This window comes from Enterovibrio norvegicus FF-33, from assembly GCF_000286835.2.
GTDB classification, from domain to species: domain Bacteria; phylum Pseudomonadota; class Gammaproteobacteria; order Enterobacterales; family Vibrionaceae; genus Enterovibrio; species Enterovibrio norvegicus_A.
The window spans coordinates 728871-750809 of sequence record NZ_AJYD02000013.1 but is presented as its reverse complement, the minus strand read 5'-3'; the positions used below and the strand labels follow the sequence as shown (position 1 = coordinate 750809).

19 protein-coding genes and 2 tRNA genes are annotated in these 21939 nt (G+C 46.7%); 7 read left to right on the top strand and 14 right to left on the bottom strand.

Features of this window, described 5'->3' with window-relative positions; translation table 11 throughout:
• Positions 1-755 precede the first annotated feature (755 nt).
• On the top strand, positions 756-1487 hold the full coding sequence (locus tag A1OO_RS05680; RefSeq protein ID WP_017004874.1) for an RluA family pseudouridine synthase: 732 nt from the start codon (positions 756-758) through the stop codon (positions 1485-1487).
• A gap of 3 nt (positions 1488-1490) precedes the next feature.
• On the opposite strand, the gene A1OO_RS05675 is transcribed toward A1OO_RS05680, so the two are convergent.
• From A1OO_RS05675 to A1OO_RS05655, 5 genes are all read right to left on the bottom strand, one after another.
• Positions 1491-2132 (bottom strand): bifunctional 4-hydroxy-2-oxoglutarate aldolase/2-dehydro-3-deoxy-phosphogluconate aldolase, encoded by a 642-nt coding sequence (locus A1OO_RS05675; RefSeq protein ID WP_017004872.1) that lies wholly within the window; start codon positions 2130-2132, stop codon positions 1491-1493.
• A gap of 69 nt (positions 2133-2201) precedes the next feature.
• Complete coding sequence (locus A1OO_RS05670) at positions 2202-3143, bottom strand: sugar kinase (protein ID WP_017004870.1); 942 nt, start codon at positions 3141-3143, stop codon at positions 2202-2204.
• 36 nt (positions 3144-3179) lie between these two features.
• On the bottom strand, positions 3180-3572 hold the full coding sequence (locus A1OO_RS05665; RefSeq protein WP_016958912.1) for a RidA family protein: 393 nt from the start codon (positions 3570-3572) through the stop codon (positions 3180-3182).
• Positions 3569-5059 carry an N-acyl-D-amino-acid deacylase family protein gene (locus tag A1OO_RS05660; protein ID WP_016958913.1) on the bottom strand — a complete coding sequence of 497 codons (1491 nt, stop codon included), beginning with the start codon at positions 5057-5059 and terminating at the stop codon, positions 3569-3571. The genes A1OO_RS05665 and A1OO_RS05660 overlap by 4 nt, the downstream gene beginning before the upstream one ends.
• A 20-nt stretch (positions 5060-5079) precedes the next feature.
• Positions 5080-5943: a MurR/RpiR family transcriptional regulator gene (locus A1OO_RS05655; protein ID WP_026024061.1), complete on the bottom strand. Its 864-nt coding sequence runs from the start codon at positions 5941-5943 to the stop codon at positions 5080-5082.
• A 165-nt stretch (positions 5944-6108) separates the two neighbouring features.
• On the opposite strand from A1OO_RS05655, the gene A1OO_RS05650 reads away from it, so the two are divergent.
• The 4 genes from A1OO_RS05650 (at position 6109) to A1OO_RS05635 (ending at position 10884) form a co-directional block, all read left to right on the top strand.
• Positions 6109-7386: an amino acid deaminase gene (locus A1OO_RS05650; RefSeq protein ID WP_017004867.1), complete on the top strand. Its 1278-nt coding sequence runs from the start codon at positions 6109-6111 to the stop codon at positions 7384-7386.
• A gap of 530 nt (positions 7387-7916) precedes the next feature.
• On the top strand, positions 7917-8459 hold the full coding sequence (locus A1OO_RS05645; protein WP_241819047.1) for a TRAP transporter small permease: 543 nt from the start codon (positions 7917-7919) through the stop codon (positions 8457-8459).
• A complete protein-coding gene (locus tag A1OO_RS05640) occupies positions 8459-9733 on the top strand; it encodes a TRAP transporter large permease (protein WP_017004865.1) in 1275 nt (424 codons plus the stop codon). Before A1OO_RS05645 ends, A1OO_RS05640 begins: the two co-directional genes overlap by 1 nt.
• A gap of 98 nt (positions 9734-9831) precedes the next feature.
• Complete coding sequence (locus A1OO_RS05635) at positions 9832-10884, top strand: DctP family TRAP transporter solute-binding subunit (protein WP_017004863.1); 1053 nt, start codon at positions 9832-9834, stop codon at positions 10882-10884.
• 117 nt (positions 10885-11001) lie between these two features.
• Here the strand turns inward: A1OO_RS05635 and A1OO_RS05630 are convergent, their stop codons facing one another.
• From A1OO_RS05630 to A1OO_RS05620, 3 genes are all read right to left on the bottom strand, one after another.
• Entirely contained in the window at positions 11002-11670 is a 669-nt protein-coding gene (locus A1OO_RS05630; RefSeq protein WP_017004861.1) for a DJ-1/PfpI family protein, read from the bottom strand.
• A 160-nt stretch (positions 11671-11830) separates the two neighbouring features.
• A complete protein-coding gene (locus tag A1OO_RS05625) occupies positions 11831-12121 on the bottom strand; it encodes an antibiotic biosynthesis monooxygenase (protein WP_016958920.1) in 291 nt (96 codons plus the stop codon).
• A gap of 226 nt (positions 12122-12347) precedes the next feature.
• Complete coding sequence (locus A1OO_RS05620) at positions 12348-13526, bottom strand: CHRD domain-containing protein (protein ID WP_017004858.1); 1179 nt, start codon at positions 13524-13526, stop codon at positions 12348-12350.
• Between the two features lie 327 nt (positions 13527-13853).
• Here A1OO_RS05620 and A1OO_RS05615 point away from each other — a divergent pair, with 327 nt between their 5' ends.
• Positions 13854-14417, top strand: coding sequence for a hypothetical protein (locus tag A1OO_RS05615; RefSeq protein WP_017004856.1), 564 nt, complete (start codon positions 13854-13856; stop codon positions 14415-14417).
• Between the two features lie 133 nt (positions 14418-14550).
• Here the strand turns inward: A1OO_RS05615 and A1OO_RS05610 are convergent, their stop codons facing one another.
• The gene (locus A1OO_RS05610; protein WP_016958923.1) at positions 14551-15783 is read right to left on the bottom strand and encodes a hypothetical protein; all 1233 of its coding nucleotides are present in this window, start codon (positions 15781-15783) and stop codon (positions 14551-14553) included.
• A 383-nt stretch (positions 15784-16166) separates the two neighbouring features.
• The gene (locus tag A1OO_RS05605; RefSeq protein WP_017004853.1) at positions 16167-18587 is read right to left on the bottom strand and encodes a family 20 glycosylhydrolase; all 2421 of its coding nucleotides are present in this window, start codon (positions 18585-18587) and stop codon (positions 16167-16169) included.
• Between the two features lie 435 nt (positions 18588-19022).
• Between A1OO_RS05605 and A1OO_RS05600 the strand changes: the two genes are divergently transcribed.
• The gene (locus A1OO_RS05600; RefSeq protein WP_017004851.1) at positions 19023-20201 is read left to right on the top strand and encodes a patatin-like phospholipase family protein; all 1179 of its coding nucleotides are present in this window, start codon (positions 19023-19025) and stop codon (positions 20199-20201) included.
• 110 nt (positions 20202-20311) lie between these two features.
• Here the strand turns inward: A1OO_RS05600 and A1OO_RS23545 are convergent, their stop codons facing one another.
• The 4 genes from A1OO_RS23545 to A1OO_RS05580 form a co-directional block, all read right to left on the bottom strand.
• Positions 20312-20464: a hypothetical protein gene (locus tag A1OO_RS23545; RefSeq protein ID WP_017004850.1), complete on the bottom strand. Its 153-nt coding sequence runs from the start codon at positions 20462-20464 to the stop codon at positions 20312-20314.
• 73 nt (positions 20465-20537) lie between these two features.
• Positions 20538-20804 (bottom strand): bacteriocin immunity protein, encoded by a 267-nt coding sequence (locus tag A1OO_RS05595; protein ID WP_017004849.1) that lies wholly within the window; start codon positions 20802-20804, stop codon positions 20538-20540.
• A gap of 842 nt (positions 20805-21646) precedes the next feature.
• A tRNA-Leu gene (locus A1OO_RS05585) sits at positions 21647-21733 on the bottom strand.
• An 83-nt stretch (positions 21734-21816) separates the two neighbouring features.
• Positions 21817-21892, bottom strand: a tRNA-Gly gene (locus A1OO_RS05580).
• Between the last annotated feature and the right edge of the window lie 47 nt (positions 21893-21939).

The following is a 21939-nucleotide window of genomic DNA, read 5'->3' as shown; positions in this document are numbered from 1 at the left end:
CACTTTTTATAAGCGATGAGGAAAGCAAACGTCAGAATGTAGGTCGCGCACACCCCCGAAAAATTCGGGAAATACCCGTGATCAACGCATCATACGTCGTCATCGGAAACCAAAGTGTGTGTTGAAACGCGAGTTCAGGTACGCCGAGCAGCACGGTCATGCCGTGGGGAACCACTCAAACGATAAGAATGCGTCTCAATCGATCGGAAAGATCAAGGCTCAGTAATAATACTGCAGTTGGGTAAGACAAAGCTGAAATGAGTATATGACTTAATCACAGTTGGGTTCCTCAATATGCCCCAAGCCTTTCTCAGGCCGGACAGCACTATTAATGCCCTTCTATTGGAGAACTATTCTCCAATACCTACTTGCGACAACTACGTGTGAAATGGGTATCAAACCAAGGCGTTAATCACCGTGTCGCGTGTGTCTCGAAAAGCGCGATGTTCGAGATTGTTGCGAAAAATAACAAAGCTACTTTTTGAACACAAGTGAATTTTTTGTCTCGGCAATAAAAAGTTAAACACAATTGAAACAAAGTGCATTTGAAAACGGGTAAGACAGGCCTTTCCTGCGAATGGTGAGTGGATAGAAAGAGAGAAGAAATGTCTAATTTCCAGTACTCGACAAGCGCTGAGAATGCGCAAGATCGGACGTTTCTTATGATGCTTGTACCAGAGGTAAAAGGTACTATACCCCGGCCTCTTGAGGTTGCTTGGGTATATCACTCGCGTATCAATATCGGAAAGTTTTATATGTCTCGTGCCGACACCGAAAACCAAAATCAAGCTCACACTATCGTCGATAACTTTGTTGCCCCTGTTTGCGAAGGCTTCATAGAGATCTTGTATCAAGATGACGATATCTTGCTGATCAACAAACCTAGCGGCCTATTCAGCTTATCGGGAAAAAACCCGCTTAATTGGGATTCGGTTCACTACCGTTTGGTGAATGGTCAGGAGGGAAAAACGCCCGCATTTCCAGAAGCAATGCTGCCACATCGATTAGATTTCGGCACATCAGGCATTATGGTCGTGGGGTTACACGCTTCTGCGGGGCAGCATCTCAATAAGCAGTTTCAAGCGCGCACGATTCAAAAGCGCTATATCGCCATGCTAGAAGGTTGGGTGGCTGACGATCATGGGCAAGTGACTGCGCCAATCGCGAAAGACAAGGTGCTATTCCCTTGCGTGAAGATTTGTCCTATCACTGGCAAAGCTTCCACCAGTGAGTACTCAGTGTTGCAACGATTTGAGCACCCGCGTCGAAGCTTAGTGCAATACACTCCCCTGACAGGGCGCACGCATCAGTTACGCATTCACAGCCAGTACATGGGACACCCCATTCTTGGCTGTGACCTCTATAACAGTGAATCGAGTGAACAACTGGCGGACCGTTTGCAATTGCACGCCAGTGATTTGTTTTTCGAGCATCCGATTCGCCATGAGCCTTTCCATGGCGAATGTCCGTGTCCGTTTTCTGTTTAAGCGTTATTCAACAAGTGCTACGGCTTCGCGGATCAAGTGACTCAGCGCCGCCCAATCACCTTGTTTCATGAGCTCACCAGGCACCATCCACGTACCGCCGCAACACGCAACGCGATCAAGACTCAAATAGTCCTTCACATTCGCAGGGCTTATCCCCCCAGTTGGCATCATTTGAATATCTCGGTAAGGCGCCAAAAGCGCTTTTACCATGGCGATACCACCTGAAGCCTCGGCGGGGAAAAACTTCACAAAGGTCATGCCAAGCGCTAACGCTTGTTCAATTTGGCTCGGGTTGTTTATCCCTGACACCATCGGCAAACCGATTTTCTGACAATACTTGACGATGTTCGGGTTTAGCCCCGGCGCCACGGCAAACATCGCCCCTGCTGCCAATGCTGCGTCGGCCTGCTTTGTGGTTAACACGGTTCCCGCCCCCACCAGCAGATCGGGTTGGCTTTCTCGCATGATCTTAATGGCTTGCGCGGCGACATCCGTGCGAAACGTCACTTCTGCGACCGGCAGTCCATTTTCCACCAAGGCATCTGCCAACGGCTTCGCATGATGAATGTCATCAATTTGAATCACGGGCACAATTTTGTGTTTCGCCACTTGGCTAAAAATATTCTCGCTCGACGGTTGGCTCATGGGAGGCTCCTAAATCATTCCAGTTAACGTTAAATCAATGTGGCCGCTATTAGGTTGTCGCTGGCGGCTTCATTTTGGGCAGAACAGCTGTAATTTGGGCATCGCCGTTTTCGGGATCACCGCCCCAGGGTATTGGATGACGGTCGAGGCAAGCTTATGGGCCAATGCCACGCGTGCTTCAACAGGCCATTGATTGATATATCCGGCGAGATAACCCGCAGCGAAAGAATCCCCCGCGGCGCAGGTATCCACAACATTCTCGACCCGTTCTCCCGCAACAAGAAAATGCTCGGCTTGGGCTTGTTGTAAACCGCTGATCACCGTACACGGCTGGGCACCTCGCTTAATTACCACTTCTTGGCAGCCAAACTCACGGCAACGCTGCTCAATATCGATGTCTCCCCATATGGCCAAGTCGTCATCTTCGGTCATCAAGGCTAGGTCGGTTAAGCGCAAACAATCTGCGTACCACGTTTTTGCGTCGCCATCAGGCCACAAGCGCGGTCTGTAGTTGTTATCGAAGACTATCGTGGTGCCTTGCTGTTTGGCTTTTTGGATCAGGGTGAGTAATTTCCGACGGTTCTCTGTGGGCAAAATAGCGATGCTGATGCCGCTGAAGTACAAGAGATCCAAACCCGTTTCTTGGACAAAATGCTCGAGAGGAGAAACCCCATCAAAGTAATGTTTCGCTGCGCTGTCATTGCGCCAATAGTGAAATTTTCGCTCACCGTCGGCGTCAGTTTCGACCAAATATAACCCCGGCATTTTTCCAGCAATACGCGAGACCAGCTGCGTATTAATGCCTTCGTTTTGCCAATGCGCGAGCATTTCCTCGCTGATCGAATCATCCCCCAAACCCGTCGCATAGCGAATGTTCACATTTGACTCAGCGAGTAATCTGCTGAGGTAAAGCGCGGTGTTAAGGGTGTCGCCACCATAGGTTCGCGTCAACGGAAGCCCACTGAGTTCCACCATGCATTCACCCACTAAAGCGACCTGATAGGTATCCATTTTCGTCTCAATTCACTCTGTCATGCCAAATGAACGTTAAACGCGATCTGCGCGATAACACGTCACGTCGACTTCTACTTTCACATCCACCACCAAATCACACACCATACAAATACGGGCAGGTGGGTGTTCGCCAAAGTACTCTTTAAAGACTTTATTGAACGACTGGAAGTAGCGCGAATCTGTCAGTACCACTTTCACATGCACCACGTCAGCAAGGCCGTACCCTGCTTCTTCCATGATGTCGACGCAGTTTTGAATCGCCAAACGTGACTGCTCAACCACGCCACCTTCAACCACTTCTCCGTCAATCATTGGCGTTTGACCCGACACATACAAAAAGCCGCCGGCTTCAGTTGCACGAGAAAAAGGTAAATGTTGCCCGCCAGTACCCGTACCGCCTTCGGCACCATATCGTTTGATTGTCATGAGTGTGTCTCCATTACTGAATGAGTGTCGGCGTTATCATCGGGCAGTTTGGCGTCATTTCTTGATAAAAATCGACCATGCCTTCCCTGAACACCGATAGATTGTTGATAACTGATTTTCCCGTTGACCCACACGGTGTGAATGCCGGTGGCGGCCTGAATCGGCTTTTGAAAGCTGGCGCTGTCATTGACAGTTTCTGGATTAAACAGCACCAGGTCGGCATAGTGACCGACTTTGATTTCGCCTCGTCTCGCCAAATTAAAACGCTTTGCCGATAACCCTGTCATCTTGTAAATCGCTGTCTTAAGAGGAAATAAACCCCGGTCACGGCTGTAATAGCCCAAGACTCGCGGAAATGCTCCCCACAAGCGAGGATGGGGATGTGGGTCGTTTGGCAATCCGTCAGACCCTATCATGGTGAGCGGATATTGAAGCACTCGCTCAACATCCTGCGCATCCATATTGTGGTATACCGCCCCCGCAGGTTGAAGGGACTTTGCCGCTTCCATGAGGCTCACGTTAAGCTCGTCAGCGATGTCAGAGAGCATGCGTCCGGCAAGTGTGGGATGGTGTTTCGACCAGGTGATGAAAATCGGAAATTCATCGGTGACCTGGTTCAAATCTAACGTGGAAGAGCTTGCCGTGTAGGGGTAGCAATCACAGCCAATGTCTTGTGACTTTCGGGTGTAATCCATCTTTTCCAGCACTTCCGTCGTCCTTCCCCAGTTGCCTGCTCCCGCACATTTTAAATGGGAGATAACCACAGGGACTTTCGCGCGCTGCCCCACCCGAAATGCTTCATCCATGGCATCCAAAATACCTTCAAACTCTGTTCGCATGTGCGTGGTATAGATGGCATTGGCTTGGGTGAGTGCTTCGCTTAATGACAGAACTTCCGCTTCATCACACGATTTTGCACTGGCGTATGCCAAGCCGGTGCTTAAGCCTAACGCGCCGTCATCGAGTGCTTGTGTTAGCTGTGCTCGCATCACGGCAATTTCGTCTTGCGTAGCCGTGCGATACAGGTCGTCCATAACATTGTTTCGCAATGTCGTATGCCCCACCAGCGCGGCAACATTGACCGCTGGCTGCGCTTCTCGCACCGCGGCCGCATAGCTTGCAAAGGTAGGGTATTGAAAATCTTGTTGCTCACCGAGCAGATTCATTGGATCAGGTGGTGCGTTATGAAGCACCGCAGGTGACGCGCTGATACCGCAATTGCCAACAATGGTGGTTGTCACGCCTTGAGATATCTTCGGCAGGCATTCGGGCATTCTGATGACATTGGTATCATCATGAGTATGAACATCAATAAAGCCGGGGCTCAGCACCAATCCTTTTGCATCGATGACAGTGTCAGCGTCGGACGCATTCAATTGACCCACAGCGACGATGACATCATCAATCACTGCCACGTCAGCTTGGAAAGGCTCGCTATCTAGACCATCAATGACGGTGGCTCCAGCAATTAGCATGTCGTATCTCATAACGATCTCATTGTTGACGGTTAATCTCCCAGAGGCTGTCTGTCGCCCCCGCCTCGGTAAGAATCCAAAGCAAGTTTTAATCTTCTTAATCGGTCACGAGAACGGCGCTTATGTGTCACTGCCAATTGCATCGCTAATACATCAACCAAGGCCAACATCGCGTAGCGGGATGCGGAAGGTTTATAAATAAAATCGGTTTCCTGCGTGGCTATCGGCAAGGTCAAATCACTGATTTCAGCCAACGGCGATTGTGCTTGGGTTATTGCAATCACCTTCAAACCATATTGTTTGGCTAATTGCGCGACATCCAAAACGCCAGGGGTGTAACCGGTCACCGACAAAATAACCATGACATCGCTGCTGTCTGCGGTTGCGGCTACCATGCGTGTCAACAACCCATCGTGATACGTCGACACGGCGTAACCTAAACGGAACAAACGAAACTGTAATTCTTGCGCAACCATGGTGGAGCCGCCGCCCATGCCAATACCGATGATCTGCCGAGCGTTGTGTAGCCAATTGACGGCAGTTTCAATGTCTTTTTCATCCAACAGTTTTCGGTTCAAATCCATGGATTGTTTGATGGATTCATACACGCCGTGAACGCCTGTCTGCTCAACAGGTTCATTGATAAATCGTTGCCCGACCGCCAAAGATTGCGCTAATTTCATTTTCAAATCGCGCACGTTTTTACAGCCGACGGCTTTGGCAAAACGTGTAATCGTCGCTTCACTCACTTGCGCTTCTTCCGCAAGCTCAGTAATGCTTGAACTTGCCGCGCCCGCTAAATTGTCCATGACACATTTAGCGACTTTCTTCTCAGCGTCTCGCAAAGCATCGAACCGTTGTGAGATTTGAGAAAGGATATCTACTTCCATCGTCATTCCGATTACCTCTGGCATTATCGTAGCGAGTCGAGTGTGGCGATAAAGTGATAACGCGCACATTTAGACTTGAATTGTTTGATAGTTTCCAACATGGTAAGCATTGTATATTATTCTAAAACCCTATTCCACGCGCAATCCATTGCATGTTAGGAGCGTCAACTCATGTCGGACAAAGAAGTGAAATTTGATAGTTATTATCACCCAACGGACTCCCTACCATTTGAACAGGGGGCGAAAGGTGTGCCATTGACACTCAAACCAAACGGTCGATATTCCTTACTATCTGACTTACCACTGCCTGCCGCTGTCGTGTCTGAATCAGCGTTGATTCATAACGCGCAATGGATGCAAAACTTCTCCGATCAGAGCGGCGTGAACCTTTGCCCCCACGGCAAAACCACCATGTCACCGCAGTTGTTCAACATGCAGTTAGAACAAGGTGCTTGGGGAATATCTGTAGCAAGTCCCGCACAAGCTCAGGTTGCTGTAGAAGCGGGCGCAAAACGCATTATCATTCCTAACCAAATCGTGGGATTAGCGAACATCAACGCCGTATTGGATCTCATTGAACACAAAGGCGTAGACATCTACCCCTGTGTAGATAGCCAATATTTGGTCGAACAATGGCAAGAGGCGGCATCACGTCGGCAATTGACCGTCCCGCTTTTGATTGAACTGGGCATCGCTGGAGGCCGCTGCGGTTGTCGTAGTCACCAGCAAGTAAAAGCGTTGGCAGAAGACATCGCCAAGGCGACCCACTTACGCTTTGCGGGTGTTGAGTTTTATGAAGGTGTGATTCATGGCGACCACGGAGAAGATAACGCTGAACACCTAGTCAGAACGTTTGTGAAAGGTGCTGTCGCGCTTGCCGAGTCGTTGATAGATTTATCTGAGCTCGATAAACCGATTGTCACGGGTGCAGGCTCCGCATGGTACGACGTGGTGGCAGAAGAGTTTGCCAACACCCAGGATCTGACAACCATTATCCGACCGGGTTGCTACCTCATTCATGACGACGGCATATACCAAGACGCGCAAAACGCGGTCATGGCGAGATCTCAACGGGATACAAGCACGGCCTGTCGTATTGGCGGTGATTTAATTTCAGCATTAGTGCTTTATGCCCACGTTATTTCTGTTCCAGAAACCGGCAAGGCCATCATTGGTTTAGGTAAACGTGACGCCGCTTTTGATGCAGGGCTACCTCGCGCAGTCAGGCTTTACCGAGATGGCGAACAACATCCGCTTCCGTCGCTAGTCAGCACTAACATCATGGACCAACACCTTTTTGTCGAGTTTGAACAGGCAGGCGCGTTAAAAGTTGGTGATGTCATCGCCTTTTCAACGTCGCACCCTTGCCTGACGTTCGACAAATGGCGCTATATTGGGGTTGAAGAAGAAACGGGCTTTGTCACCAAATGGCTAGATACCTATTTTTAGTATTAGCTTGGTTTTAGTATTTGCTTGGTTCTAGTTTTTGCTTGACCGTTAATGTCGGTTTAGCTTTTCACTAACCAGTGAATCAGATTTCAAAGGGCGCAACGCGCCCTTTTCTTTGGTTGAATGTCGCGATTCCATCGCCCCCACATTGACACCAAATTGCCGCCAAGCAACCCTTCACACCCTCTTAGCCTGATTGATCGCAATCACACTTCCTGCACAAATATCCCCGCCTACACGGTGTTACTTTCTATCTACACAAGCCCCTAAACATCTTGTCTTCACCATGCTTTCTGGCATTCCACGTATGTTACTTTTCAAACACCCTTTGCACCTTGCCAACACAGTGAAAATTAAATAACCACAATAAAACAACAGCTTACTGAAACTCGTCTTTTGTTAATGTTAGAAACTATCACACATTGAGCGATTCGCGATCGGGATCACGGTTAATTCTGTGCCACAGGATTAAGGTTTTGCTCATTAAACAGTCAAAAACTGACGCCTTAAATCATGAATTGGGATACATCATGAACAGTACCGACGTCTTATTAAAAAACATCAAAGCGATAAAGCGCTCATTGAACAAGGTCAACCAAATCGTGGTCGCTATTCTCATGACGCTGCTGATATTGGATGTCTGGCTAGGCGTACTGGATCGCTATTGGCTCAGGCTGCAATTGGTCTGGGTAGAAGAGATGGCGCGTTACATCATGATATGGGCCATTCTCATGGCAGTGCCTTGCTGCACCGCCAATCGAGAGCACATGGGATTAGAGTTTGTTACCAAGCACTTCCCCGAAAAAGTGAAAAGCGCCCTCAAACTCCTGATTGGTGTCCTCACGGTCAGTTTCTTTGCTTATATCGCCTACCTCGGCATCGCCTTTACCGAAAAAGGTGCGAGCCAACTTTCAACCGTGTTTGGCATGCCAATGGCTTACGCCTATGCCGCCATTCCTGTGACATTCGGACTATCCGCTGTACAAGCATTCCTGAACTTATTGGACGATGCACTTTCGCTTTCCAACGGTCCTGATAAAAACCCACTCGCCCCGCAAGAGGAGAACATCTGATGGTTGGTGCATTATTCTTTATCTTGATGCTAATAGGTGCACCCATTGCCATCGCTTTAGGCGTTGCTGGGCTACTGGGCATGTACGAAATCGGCGGTACGCATTTTACGTCATTGGCGCCCAGTAAAATTTTTAACGGACTAAACATCTTTCCATTTCTTGCCATGCCGTTTTTCATTCTCGCCGGTGAAATAATGAATCACACCGGCATCACTAGCCGCTTGGTTCATTTGGCACAAGCCTTAGTCGGGCATTTTCGAGGTGGCCTTGCCCATTCAAACATGTTGGCGTCGGTCTTTTTCTCAGGGATCACCGGATCTGCTACCGCTGACGCAGCTGCCTTTGGCCGTACCTTAGTGCCAGCAATGGAAAAAGAAGGCTACACCAAAGACTATGCATGTGCCGTTACCGCCGCAGGTTCCATCATAGGGCCAACGATACCGCCCTCAGGCATTATGGTGGTCTACGGCTCGTTAATGGGTGTATCTATTGGAGGCTTATTTGCCACAGGTATTTTGCCCGGGCTCTTGGTGTGTTTTGTTTGTATGGCCATCATTGCAGCAACGGGAAAACGTAAGAACCTACCCAAGAGCCAACAACACGCTTCGTTAATGCAGGTGTTGCATTTGTTCCGCAAATCCAGCCTTGCGTTGCTTATGCCCATCATCATCTTAGGTGGCATTGTCTTCGGTATTGTTACACCGACAGAAGCAGCCTCGATTGCTGTCGCTTACGCATTAATCATCGGTACCTTTGTTTACCGCAACCTTAGCTTGAGCGCCTTGTACCACATGATTGTGCGTACTGCGCAAATCTCAGGGGTGATTTACCTCATCATTGGCTCCGCATCGATATTGGGTTGGTGGCTGAGTTTCAATCAGATCCCACAAATGATCGCGGATGTGTTTGTGTCTTTTTCAGATAACCCACACGTCATTCTCGCGCTGATCATCGTATTACTGCTGACCGTTGGCATGCTGATGGATATCAACGTTATGTTGATCATCCTCGCCCCTATCTTGATCCCACTCACGGTCGAAATTGGCATGGACCCACTGCATGCGGGCATTGTTTTTGTGCTGGCACTCAATATATCCCTGATGACGCCTCCCATTGGTGCCTGCCTCTTTGTGCTTTCTTCCGTCACTGGCGCAAAAATTGAAGGGATCGCTAAAGAACTCATGCCGTTTTTGATCGGCCAACTCCTGTTGCTGTTCTTTATCGCTTACACACCAGACGTGGTGCTCTTCATCCCTCGTCTGCTTGGCTACTAATCAACACGTTTACGTTTGTTCTCTAACCCCTACAGGCTTCACAAAGCGCGACGCACCACGCGAGCGCTATTGGAAGCAAGCATAACAATGGAGTGATTATGAAAACCATCAACAAATCCCTGATCGCAGCAGCGCTCGCCACTACCTTATTGTCAGCACCTTTTGCTATGGCTGAGAAAGTGCTTCGTATCGGTCATGACAACAAAGCGGACATGATGGAAAACCCGGCGCACGCGTTCACGGGTGTATTCAAAAATATTGTCGAAGTGGCCACTAACGGCGAAATTAAAGTACAGGTTTTCCCGAGCAACCAACTTGGTACGGCGAAAGAGCACATCCAAATGGTTCGTGATGGTCAGTTGCAGGGAACATTGGCACCTGTCGGCCCACTTGCAGGTTATTACCCACGAATCGGTGTACTGGATGTCCCTTTTGCTTTCACCAGCAACGCGTCCACTTATGAAGTCCTAGATGGGAAATTCGGTCAGGCATTAGCGCGAGATATTGAGAGCGAGCTAAAAGATGTCAAAGTTTTGGGCTTCCCCGATACAGGCGGCTTTTTCTCCGTCACCAACTCAAAGCGCCCGCTTGAATCGCTTGATGATTTTAAAGGGCTACGCATTCGTACCATGACACTGCCAACTCATCAGAAGATCATTCAATCTCTGGGTGCTGAGGCGTACCCTTTGTCTTGGGGTGAAGTTTACTCGTCACTGCAAACGGGCGTGATCGACGGACAAATGAACCCAATCCCGACGGTTTCGTTTGCCAAATTTAATGAAGTGCAAGGTTACCTAACGCTGACAAATCACTTGTTCGCACCTTACACCTTCATGATCAACAAAGACTTTTATGACGGCCTTACCGCTGAACAACAGAAAATTGTCTCTGATGCCGTCGAAATCGCATTAAGCTCAAACCGTGGCTTGTCCCGTCTGATCGAAGCGTCTAGCGACCGTGGCATTGAAGGTCTGAAATCGAAAATGAAGATCAACGCCCTCACCGCGACAGCACGTCAGAAAATGAGCGACGCCACGCAGCCTGGCGTGATTGAGTACATTAAAGAAACCCATGGCGAGAAAGGCACAGAACTGTTGAATTTGTTTTTAACCGAAGTGGATAAAGCCAACGAGTCCGTTTATCTGCAATAGGCTTTTCCGTAAATAATCCGCAAATAAAAACGGCTCACAGGCATAAGCGTGTGAACCGTTTTTATGTGTTTTCTGTGCAAAAGAAAATCGATTTCCTCGGTCAGGTAAAGCGACCGACTATGGCCTGAATGCTCGATCAAGTCTGTTGAATTGAATCGACTCAGATATTTCGTTAGCGAATTTTTCTGAGCTAAGTTTTGCCAGTAATTCAAATGCTGCCTGATAGCTAACTGGTCCGCCATTTGACGTAATAACGTTACCGTCAATCACGACGTTCTGGTCATATTGAACGTTTATTTTTGGGTACGACATCGCTAGGTCTTTTTCACCACCTGCCCATGTAGTGGCTTTTTTTCCATCCAAAATGCCCGCTTCACCTAAAAGAAAAGCACCAGAACAATTGCTAGCCATCCACGATGCGGATGCCCCCTGCTTTTCAATGAAGCCGATGAGGTTGTCGTTATCTATATAATCACCCATGTCATAGGCACTGGGAACAAGAAGAACATCCAGCTCTATCGTGTCATAGATGGTTTGATCGGCGACCACCTTTAAGCCTTCTTCAGAAATCACGGTCTTATCTTCTGTGGCAGAAATCACCACAACTTCATAAGAAGAAAACCATGACTTCTTGGTTGCCGCCCCAAACACTTCTATAGGTGCAGTAACATCGCTTGTTAAAAAGCCATCGAAAACCAAAATTCCGATTTTGGAGGACGCTGCGCTAGCAATATTTGCGGTGATTGATAGAACAACAAAAAAGACAAACTTCGTTAAGGTTTTCATAAACATTCCCTATTTATGTAAAGCTCACGCCCAACGCATCACTGAACCCCACATCGCTGAGCGGCATGAATAATGAGTTGGAACTCGTGAGGCACGAACACCAAATGATGATCTGCATCCATTTGGTTAACGTGTTAGCTAGCTGTTTTATATGGCTTAACTAAACACTTTCTTTGTGAAAATACTTAATGACAGGTGCCGACGAAAAGAATGCTGCCAACTCACCTAGTACGCCATTTTGCTGAATGTAACCTATGTATGCTTGATGCTTTTCAATGCTTAACCACTCTTCTTCTAACAGCATTTCCTCGCCTTTTTCATCAAAATAGACGTCCACACTCAAGCAGCCATCAAACCCCCTCACATTCGGTAAGTTCTTATCTAGAAAAGGCAATAACGTTTCATGCTGACCTGCTTTAACGTTGCAATTAAGGGTGACTCTTACGCTCATTGTCTTTCTCCATTGATTAACTGATGCTGAATATTTAATCACGTGGGAAAAAAGAAACTGCTCAAAAACCCTCAAAAGTAACGTTTTTCAATCAATTCTCTTTTTAAATATGCCAAGCGTGAACAACGGCCCTATTAGGCCGTTTTAACTTTGCTCGCCGTGAACAACACTTAGTCCGTTAGCGTTGTTCATCGGCTGGTATGGACGTTATCTTGAGGGGAAATATTTAGTCAATTTGTCCTCGAATCTCACCTCCCGCATTTGCAGGGGTATGGACATTCACATAGTTCCCACCGGACACAAACGTGGTCAATGCCGACGCATTTAACTCCGTGTTCGCCGGAGCATTCCAGATATTTGCATCACCCGTCTCTTGTTCTAATGCAACCAACACACCACCGTTTGAACCGCTCGCACCAGTGTGAACATGTGCGGCGGTAGCATCCGCAGCACCTGTCGTTATCGCCTTTAAGGTCAACGCACCGCTGTTTTTATCAACCAACGCATAACCATCACCTTTAGCCGCTGTCGTCACAGCAGGCACTTCTTGGCTGCCTGACAATGGGAACGTCAATAACACGTAGTTGTCTGCCAGCACCTGCCCACGGATTTCACCCCCAGGGTTCGCTGGTGTGTGGAAGTTGGTGTAATAACCACCCGCGTTCAACACGGCCAAGGTAGCGGCATCAATTTCCGTGTTTTCAGGTGCTGTCCACACGCTGCTGTCTTCCGCATCTTGATCGAGAACGACCAGCACACCGCCATTGCTCCCGACATCGCCAGTGTGAATGTGCGCGGCTGTCGCATCGTCAATTCCATCTGTGTTAACACGCAAATTCAACACCTTGCTCTCGCTGTCATATTCCGCATAACCATCGCCCGTCGCCGCACTCGTCACAGCTGGAACCTCCTGTTCGCTATCCACCTCGAAGGTGTAAATCGTGGTGGTATTCGGCACAATTTGCGCTCGCACTTCGCCCGATGGAACAAGCGTTGTATGCAGATTGATATACCAATCACCACTTAGCAGGGTTTGAAGCTGTTCATCGGTTAGGTCGCTCACATCAATACTGGCTAACCCATTTGAATCCGGCGTATTAAATGGAAAGACAACGCCGCCTGTTTCACCAATATCACCGGCATGAATATGCGCTGCGGTGAATTCTGGCAAATTAGCGGTGTCGAGCGTTGCTTGCAGTTGTTGGGTATTTTCATCCAGTTGCACCGTTGAACTTGCCATGCGTATAGAGTCATTCATGGGCACCGCTTGGCGTCCGTTGAGCGCTAACACATAGGTTTTAGTGGCAGTAAATTCAGGGGAAGGAGGAGTCGGTGTTACTGCATGATTGTCATCATGGCACGCCACGAGTGTTACCAAGGTCGCCGCCGCAATTATGTACTTCATATTATCGTCCTATTGATTAACCCAGCCCTTGGAGCACGTAAACGCCCACGTATATCGTTCGAAAACCAGACCATCGACAAAGGTTTCTAAGCGGGAAATTCCAAACTTCTGGTTTCGTGTTTGGGGAAACACTTAGTCGGGACGATAGAGAAGTGCCGCTAGATTCAGCTAATTCGCGTAAGACAGCATTTAATTAGCGTTTCTCAAGGACGCGACAGTTCACATCAGTTTTATTTATCGCTACGCGTAAAAAGAAGGAATTGGACGGAAACACGCCGCTCTGCAACATTAAAACGCCACGGATGACCAGCATAAGGAAACGCGAAAATGCTCAGCAAGCAGCACAACGCCGTCACCATGTATGTGCTCGCCAAAGACAACAACAAACCACATTTGATGAGAAACGTATTCACAGAAGAGGCCGTTTTATCGATGAAGGTCGACTCGAGCAACATCGCCTTTCCTCCTCGCACAGAGGGCTTAGAAAAAATAACGGACACGCTATGTCGCGATTTCAACGCCAACAATGAAAACATCTACACCTTTTGCCTGACCGACACACTGAAACAGACAAAAGACTCACTGCATTGCGGCTGGTTAGTGGGCATGAAAAACAAAACGTCAGGGGAGATAAAAGTGGGCTTTGGTGATTACGCTTGGTGTTTTGACAACAATACCCCTGGCGGGGCTAAGCAATTAACTATAGAGATTCACGACATGAGTGTGTTACCCAACGACGTAGAATCCACACTGTTTGATTGGCTCGCTAAACTTCCCTACCCGTGGGTAAGCCACTCAGATGTACTGGGAACTATGCCTGCCGCGCTTTCATCAACGGCTATCAGCATGCACTTAGCAGGATTGAGAGTCGGTCATCAGTCTGGATGCTGACAACCAGAGCGAACAAGAAAGTCGCTTATTTCCAATGCGTGTTACCCAAAAATAAACGACAAAAAAACCAGTAAGAAAACTGACTGGCTTTTTTAATTGGCTTAGGGCGTTAGAGACCTTTCCTATTTATCACTTACCAAACGTAAACACCTTGAATTGGATAGCTGCCATTAAGCGTAATTTGACGAGACACTGACAACGTCTCTAAATCAATCTCAAGAATTGAACCATCATTACTTGCCGCCGTGTAAAAGTATCTGTCGTTCTTTGGATCAAACGAAGAGGTATGAGACTGCGTTTTGTTCGACGCCGAAGCAGAAAGCTGACTCACTTCAATATCTGTAAGTTTCTTGTGCGTGTTCAAATCGATCACTGTCATGAATGTATCAGAGTGATTGGTAGAAACAGCCAGCATTCGTCCTGGAATCATCGTTGTATGACCATTCCCTTTGCCTGTTTCGATCGTATTCACCACACGCATTTCAGTTCTGTTCACGACAAATGTTTGACCTTCGTTAGAGCCTACATAGATGTGCACGCCATCTGGATGGAATGATGCGTGGTGAGCCCCCATACCGCCAACCGTCTCTTCATCAGAAGACAAAAACAGGGTGTTACTGTGGTAGAGCTGATCACCAGAGAGTTCGAATGCAACGATAGCTGGCGCAATCCCTTCTTTCGGTGCCCCTTCTGCTACAGCGTAAAACAGGTCCTTCTGAAAACCAGTCGCCTTCGGTACCGACATAATGTGATGAACGGACGATGGCACATCCAGCGTGTATAGATAGTCTACGGTGTAGTTATCGGTGCCAAGCTTGTTTACCCGATATAGATCGATTTTTCGCTTTTCACGGTCAAGCAACAAAAACTTATCTTCGGTAAGCCAAAATGGATGCCCAGTTGCTAGACCACCACCGAAGCCAGTTGGACGAGCCAACATTTCTTCTCCCACGACACCAACAACACGGTTAGTTTTGGTTTCAATCACACTGGTCACTGGCTTTCTCACACCAGAAACGATCGCCAGCTTATTGGTGCTGTTATATGTCACTGAACGAGGATAGTGGGACAAATGTATCGTCTCGACCAGCTGCATACTCTCTTTATCTATGACATCCAGAGATTTCGAAGCTCGGGTAGTGACGTAGACCTGTTTGTCACCCGCGTTGTCTATTGGATAAGGCGACGCGCCGTTTGTTGAAATGATATTGAGTACATCCATTGTTCTTGGATTAAATGCAATAACGCGATCATTGATCTTATCTGAATAGTAACCAACAGGAACGGAGGCAGAAGTAACATTTACGTTCACCAGAGCCAAAACTGCGATAAAAAGATTGGTTACTTTAATTGGACTTATTCTCACTACACACTCCTTTGTGCAAATAGACTTGTAGGACGTATCGTCCCCTTAGTTGTTCAGCGCGCTAGCCTAAATCCACTTAAGCTTGGAGTGACAGCGATTTTAAACAAAGTGATAGAAAACGTTTTGTTGCTTGGAGATGCGCCGAAAAGCTAGTGACATGCCTATCAACGTAATAACTGAAACGCCAGCTCACAACACAGTTTTTGAATAATGAATAAAGGAAGAATTGTTGTGACAACGGCGGGTGAAAAAGACAGAGACAAATAAAAACTAATTTCATCGTCAATTGAGAAAATCACCGTGATCAAAATAAAAGCAAGACAAAAAAGCCTAGGAATGGCCTAGGCTTTGGTATTTTAAAATCTACGAGCGTAATGGAACTGTTATTTCTTTAACGATTGCAGAAGCACTTCTACCGGTCTAACCAAGGCAACGATGATTTCATCCTGCGGTTGCGCAGAGTCGGAAATCTGCTTCGCGTATTTCGTGAACTCTGCGCGATTTAGGGTTTCATTACTGAGTTTTTTTGAAATCAGTAGGTTTCCTAATTTCGCCATCGCGAATGCGTGTTCAGCAACTGGAATAGAATCCTTCATGGCGTGATTGTTTGCCATTAGGCTAACCACCGCATTGTGATTGGCGATAATTTTATAAAAGTCACCCTGGAGTGTGAGGATGTCTTTTTCTTCGTTAGACAGAGCCAGTTTTTCCATGTCGCGTATACGGTAAGATTCGACTGGTAAGGTATCGACATAGCGATTCAAGCGTTCGAATTGATGATAAACACCATTGTTGAATTTGATCCAGTTACGCGCGTAATACTGAGCGGGTTCAATATACGTGGCCAAGGTGTTTAGCGCGGTTACATCGGTGGTACCCGCCAATCGAACTCGCATGGTATATGGCGTGGTTTCATGATCTAAGCCAACAGAGACCGTAGCCCACGCAGATACAGATTGTATGCGTTCGTACATAGAATCTTCGTCTGTGAGCTCTTTTGGTGACCATAAGCGTTCTGCAATCGCGTAGGCACGTGGGTACAAACGTACTGACAGCGTTTCGTCAGATACGTTTTCGGCCCACAGTGTCATCTCACCACCCAAAATTTGCTTTTCTAGGTTCTTAGGAAGCGTGAAGGGTTTGATGTTGTCAGGAATAACGGTTCCTGCCATATCGGTACCCGCAGTCTTATCGCCAAAGGTTGGCCAACGAACGTTACCAATAACTTGATATGAGGTCTCACCCTCAATCATTCCGTTTTCCATGTCTAACACGAAATTGGTGTAAGACATGAAGTTGTCGAAATGACCGACGAAACGTTTGCCTGCTTCGTATTCCGTGACAACCACTTCAGCGCGAGGTTTGCCTGCATAATCAGTGAATGCACGCGCTTGACCGTTTTTGTCAGTGATAATGGTCAGGGTTCCGGTTCGGTCAGATCCTTTACCACGTGGTTTGCTCCACGTGTAGGTTTCGAACGTCTCACCACTGTGCAGAGCGTCATCAACGGTCAATCCTGACGGCATTGGGTCGTTACGGTAGTGATAGCTCGTTGGCTGAGGTTGGTCAATGTAGTAACCCGTGGAAAGAATGCCTGTGTAGCCTTCTTTTGCAGCATCAGCAAGAGATTCATGCCCACGCCAAGATTGGATTGTGATTGTCTTTGGCAAATCAGGGTGGAATATTTCATCCCAACCGCTCATGTCTTTGTCGTATTTTGCTAGGATTTCTTGAACTTTGGCATTGAAGTAGGCTTGTAAGGCACGAGGATCTTTGATGCCTTGTTCTTTCATGTACGCTTGAATTTTTGCGTTCTTCTCCCATTCACCATACAAGGGTTCATCACCCCCAATGTGCAGGGATTTGTCAGGGAAAATGGCTGCCATCTCTGACACAATTGCATCAACAAAAGTAAATACATCTGGATTGGTTGGGTCGAGTAGCGGTGGGAACACACCCCACTCCGCAGTGCCCTCATAATTTGATGCATCACCTGAACCGAGGTTAGGGTACGCCTTTACAATTTGGCTGGCGTGCGATGGCAGGTTGATTTCAGGGATAACGCGAATACCGCGATCGCGTGCATACGCTACCACGTCTTTAAGTTCTTCTTGTGTGTAGAACTGCCCACCAAGCGATGTTTCTTGAAGCAATGGATAGGCTTTTGATTCGATGCGCCAGCCTTGGTCATCTGTAAGGTGCCAATGGAGTACGTTCAACTTCGCCGATGCCATGCCGTCGATTTGGCGCTTGATGGTTTCAAGCTCAACAAAATGTCGCGATGAGTCGATCAACAAGCCACGGTGTTTGAAGCGTGGCTCATCGTCGATTATCACGTTCGGTACAGAGGTTGAGTTTGCATCCGTCGTTATCAATTGCAAGAAGGTTTCTGCGCCATCAATTGCGCCGTCAGGATACGCCGATGAAAGCGTGATCTGTCCATTTTTGCTAGTGATTTTGTAAGACTCATCGGTATCAATAGTCTGTACCAAAGACGTTGAAGCCGCTTTTATATCAATCACTAAGGTCGCATCTGATTGCTTTTCTGCAATCGGATTGTTGAGTAGCAAACCTGTTTGTTTTTGCACACGATCGATAATGCGTTGGCTCAGTTTTTCAACGCGCTCAGAGCTATAACCTGAAATGAACAAAGAAAAATCTTGGTTAATCTCGGTGTTGCCTTCTTGGAGAAAGACCGAGCTTGGGTAAGGCATTAATTGAAGATCAGTGTTTGGTGCATCAGCAAGTGTTACAGGGGACAACAGAGCGGCAGAGATCAATAAACTGATAGCGGACTTCTTCATAGTTTTCCTTCAATACACATTATTTTTTGGCAAATAGCATTTTTAGCTAAGTGCTTTGCGATTAAATTCAAGCTATAAATTAATAGGACAACCAACAAGGCTATCAATAGATTAACGTGATTTTTAGCAGCTATTTTTCGACATAGCGTTTAATAATTTTAGAAGGGTTCACAGTTATGCCATTGAGTGCAAAAATAGTTATTCTATTCAACATGTTAACACATTGTTTCCGTTGCCTTCTTGAGGGCTGTATGTGCAGTGAAGTATAGAATTTTTGAATGTATATTGGCGTTACTTAGAAGCTTAGAGATAAAACATTCACAGTTCGATTAAATACTCAGGAAGAATGTAACTGACAAATTAAGTATTACAAAGGAAAGTGACGAAGCGTTAACTATTTAACTATTTGGTAACATGACCTTGCGGTAGAAGCACATGAACCTAGCATTAGAACTGCCTGCATTACTAGGCAATCATTTAAAACTCAATGCGGAGATATTCATGTCTACATACAAAATCTTGAGCTTCTGTGGTGGTGGTGAGCGTGGTTTAATGTCAGTAAAAATGCTACAAAGACTGCAAGAAGAAAATCCAGGCTTACTTCAAAGTGCGGATATGCTCACTGGTTGCTCTACAGGCTCCATCATTTCAGGCTTCTTAGCTTTGTATAAAAAATACAACACATTTGAAACTGAAAAGGATGTGAACAGCGCTCTTGAATGTCTCCTCAAGCTTTATATCGACGTCATGCCGGCTGCGTTTAGCAATGGCAAACAAGGCGATCCTAAACGTCCCATATTAACCTCAGACCATATGGATGAGTTTCTTGGTGAACTCGGAAAGCTAATTTCACCAGACCTCGATGCTGCCAAGCTTGCGTCACTATGCATGTTTGATTTGTCCGATAGCTTTGATCTGATGTTTCCTTCATTTAACGTCCAGCAACACGAGCAACGCCAACCTGGCTCTCAATACGAAGTCGTAACGAATAACTCTTGGGGCATGGCACTGTTTAATAACCTGGCTTATTCACCCACCGGAAACGTTTCTCTGACAGAAGCCATTACTGCCAGCGGAGCAATGCAAGGGATGTGTCCTAGCGCTGAAGTTCGTAAATCGGTTCATGGCTCTGAGGTTTTGGGTTATTTCGTAGACGGCGCTTATGTAAATCATGATCCAACGATTGCAGCAGTGTGTATGGCCGTTGAACAGGGTCATAAACTAGAAGAAATCTCGGTTATCTGCTTTGGCACTGGCTTCATGAAAAACTATCTAGACAACCCTAGCAATACAACAGAATGGGGTTCTGAACAGTGGTTAAATATCAAAGGTGAACTGGAATACACTGGAAGTAAAGTACCACCTCTTTTTGTAAATGACAGCCAAAAGAACCCAATTCTAAACATGTGCCTGAATGGCACTTCGACGAATGAAATTCCCCAGCAGTCAAATATGTTATTAGGTCAACGCTATGCATATCTGAATCCTGATTTGGGGGATGTGTACCTTGCCGAAGATTGCCACAAGCCCCACGAGATACAGGAACTTATCAATTTTTCTGACAACGTGAGCCTACTTAGCGCAAATCAGGTAATCAGAAAGTATTGGGGGTAGTTCTTACTCTCACCTAAATAAAAACCTCGGCCTGTTTACAGGTCGAGGTTTTACATTATTAGGAGAAAACAACGCGGCTTTTGGTTGGGTTCAAGCGGTTTGAGCATTCATCATCGTTTAAACCAGTTTAAAAACTGAACTTTCGTATCGAAAGCAGGATCAACATCACGTGGTACATTCCCGCCAATTGCTGACAAAAATGCGCTGTTTTTCAACAACTCTTCGTAAGTCAGACCAAGCATTTCGCTATATTTGGCGTCCATCAATATACTCTCTTCACCTTTCCTACTGTTCAGGACTCCATTAAACACAGCCAACACGGTTTAAAAAGTGGGATTATGGGCAATGCTTTAACCCTGATAGACCCTGCGACGCTCGCCACTCTTTTACTATGCGTACATTGCTGACACGCGTGCCATCTTGTTCTATTTCTGGGTAGTAGTAGATCAGATCTGCACCATCAGGATGCTCTGTGATTTCTTCAAAGTGATCAACTAATGCATCCAGTTCACTTTCTGATGGCGCATCAGCTCTACAAATTTTGGTCACGAGATCCAAGAACTCTTCTTCCGTGTAATCAGATAGTTGTCTGGGTTCTCGCATTTAGCCTTCCTTGAAACATGGTAGATCTTGCTCTTCATACCATCAAGGTTTTATGACTCATGACGGACAACGAACAATGAAGCGAGAAATCAGCGAGTTTGATGAGATGTTGGAGTATAACGTGAGGTGGAAAGAGGTTTAAGACCACCTCAAAACGTGTTTACCACCCGTTTAATGAGAAAGTAAATAAACCGTTTAAATTAAAATGCGATTGGTGTTTCAGGTTAAGCGGTTGCTGTTTTCATTTCACGCGACGGGCTGCAAAATTTGCGTGTCACTATTGCGCAGTGCTAGCATCAATTAATTGTTTTATCAGTGGTGTATTCATTATGGACAAAACAAAGATGCTCGTTGTTGGTTTCACCCTGATATTACTGGTTTCAGCATCATCCATCGAATATGACACCTATGACTACAACTCAACATATCGTGCTGACTATATAGTGTATTTGCTATTTGGCTACCTCAGCTGCCTCCTCGTTTCCTTGCAGTACCGTATTGGTAAATGGATGCTAATTATTTTCTATTTAATGCAGTCCGCAACAACTCTCCCTAGTACGGAATTCTACTTCACTACTGGTTTTTCTATCTATTTTTCAAATTGGTCTGGCCCAATCGACATCCCAGCAAATCAAAGAACTGGATACTCTCTCAACATCCTAGCAATAGGCATGATGATAATGACGTGGGTGTATTTTAAGAACGAAGATACAGAAAAGTAGTTCTACTTTTTCTTGCTTGGAGAGAAGCCTACAGACACGAGTTACATCGTAGCTTAGAGGCCGAAGAGTAAGATCAACAGACGAAAAAAAAGCCCACCTTTCGGTGAGCTTTCTTAAAGATGGTGCCCCGGGCCGGACTTGAACCGGCACAACGCGAACGTCGAGGGATTTTAAATCCCTTGTGTCTACCAATTCCACCACCAGGGCACGCAATTCTTGATTGCGATGATAGGCACCATCGTCGTATGTATTTCTACATACTTACTTTCGACGAATCGAAAGTCAAAATTTGGAGCGACACATCGGGTTCGAACCGATGACCTCAACCTTGGCAAGGTTGCGCTCTACCAGCTGAGCTAGTGTCGCAGTATTAACCGTTTTTCAACGATTAATACAATGTGGTTGCGGGAGCC

Coding starts and splice junctions, on each gene's coding strand:
- A1OO_RS05680 (WP_017004874.1), top strand. CDS start 756: ATGTCTCGTGCCGACACCGAAAACCAAAATCAAGCTCACACTATCGTC.
- A1OO_RS05675 (WP_017004872.1), bottom strand. CDS start 2,132: ATGAGCCAACCGTCGAGCGAGAATATTTTTAGCCAAGTGGCGAAACAC.
- A1OO_RS05670 (WP_017004870.1), bottom strand. CDS start 3,143: ATGGATACCTATCAGGTCGCTTTAGTGGGTGAATGCATGGTGGAACTC.
- A1OO_RS05665 (WP_016958912.1), bottom strand. CDS start 3,572: ATGACAATCAAACGATATGGTGCCGAAGGCGGTACGGGTACTGGCGGG.
- A1OO_RS05660 (WP_016958913.1), bottom strand. CDS start 5,059: ATGAGATACGACATGCTAATTGCTGGAGCCACCGTCATTGATGGTCTA.
- A1OO_RS05655 (WP_026024061.1), bottom strand. CDS start 5,943: ATGACGATGGAAGTAGATATCCTTTCTCAAATCTCACAACGGTTCGAT.
- A1OO_RS05650 (WP_017004867.1), top strand. CDS start 6,109: ATGTCGGACAAAGAAGTGAAATTTGATAGTTATTATCACCCAACGGAC.
- A1OO_RS05645 (WP_241819047.1), top strand. CDS start 7,917: ATGAACAGTACCGACGTCTTATTAAAAAACATCAAAGCGATAAAGCGC.
- A1OO_RS05640 (WP_017004865.1), top strand. CDS start 8,459: ATGGTTGGTGCATTATTCTTTATCTTGATGCTAATAGGTGCACCCATT.
- A1OO_RS05635 (WP_017004863.1), top strand. CDS start 9,832: ATGAAAACCATCAACAAATCCCTGATCGCAGCAGCGCTCGCCACTACC.
- A1OO_RS05630 (WP_017004861.1), bottom strand. CDS start 11,670: ATGAAAACCTTAACGAAGTTTGTCTTTTTTGTTGTTCTATCAATCACC.
- A1OO_RS05625 (WP_016958920.1), bottom strand. CDS start 12,121: ATGAGCGTAAGAGTCACCCTTAATTGCAACGTTAAAGCAGGTCAGCAT.
- A1OO_RS05620 (WP_017004858.1), bottom strand. CDS start 13,526: ATGAAGTACATAATTGCGGCGGCGACCTTGGTAACACTCGTGGCGTGC.
- A1OO_RS05615 (WP_017004856.1), top strand. CDS start 13,854: ATGCTCAGCAAGCAGCACAACGCCGTCACCATGTATGTGCTCGCCAAA.
- A1OO_RS05605 (WP_017004853.1), bottom strand. CDS start 18,587: ATGAAGAAGTCCGCTATCAGTTTATTGATCTCTGCCGCTCTGTTGTCC.
- A1OO_RS05600 (WP_017004851.1), top strand. CDS start 19,023: ATGAACCTAGCATTAGAACTGCCTGCATTACTAGGCAATCATTTAAAA.
- A1OO_RS23545 (WP_017004850.1), bottom strand. CDS start 20,464: ATGGACGCCAAATATAGCGAAATGCTTGGTCTGACTTACGAAGAGTTG.
- A1OO_RS05595 (WP_017004849.1), bottom strand. CDS start 20,804: ATGCGAGAACCCAGACAACTATCTGATTACACGGAAGAAGAGTTCTTG.